Genomic DNA, 617 nt, shown 5'->3' with positions numbered 1-617 from the left:
AGCTCGATCCTTTCGAGAACAGTCTCTTTCTTTTCTGCGGTCGGAAAACATCCTCGATCAAGGGGATCCTTTGGGAAGAGGACGGATTTCTTCTTCTTGCGAAGCGTCTTGACGAAGGAAAGTTCCAATGGCCCAAAAACAATGATGAAGTGCTTCTTCTCAGCGAACAGCAGCTGAGATGGCTTCTCGAAGGTCTGGGGATTGAGCAGAAATGTTCGATCCGCAAAAGCCGGGCGACAAAGATAATGTGATCAAATACGCTTTATATAAAGGGGAATTTGTTTATTTCCCTTCTTTTTTGTGGTATAATTGAATCATGGAAAAGGAAAAACAAACGACGGTCGAAGTGGATAAAGAACAGCTCGAAAAGATGATCAAAGCCATAGAGGATTTGACTGTTCGGATCGAAGAGCAGGATAAAAAGATCCAGGAAAAAGATGCGATCATCCAAAAGCTTCAGCGGATGCTTTTCGGAAAAAAGAGCGAAAAAGCAAGACATGCGGAAATGATGGCCAACATGCCTACGCTCTTCGATCTCGAATATCCGGAAGAAAGTCCTTCTTCTGCTCGTGCTCTCCAGAACATTCAGTATTCCAGAAAAAAACGCTGCTGGAACA

General features: G+C 43.8%; 2 protein-coding genes. Both read left to right on the top strand.

Translation table 11 applies throughout. The annotated features are described in order from the left end of the window. On the top strand, positions 1–251 hold a 251-nt coding region (gene tnpB / locus BO225_RS11195; protein WP_076340472.1), incomplete at its 5' end, for an IS66 family insertion sequence element accessory protein TnpB. A gap of 65 nt (positions 252–316) precedes the next feature. After that, on the top strand, positions 317–617 hold a 301-nt coding region (locus BO225_RS11190; protein ID WP_143356836.1), incomplete at its 3' end, for an IS66 family transposase.

The organism is Dubosiella newyorkensis (assembly GCF_001945605.1).
Classification (GTDB): Bacteria; Bacillota_I; Bacilli_A; order Erysipelotrichales; family Erysipelotrichaceae; genus Dubosiella; species Dubosiella newyorkensis.
This window is presented reverse-complemented; position numbering and strand designations above follow the sequence as displayed.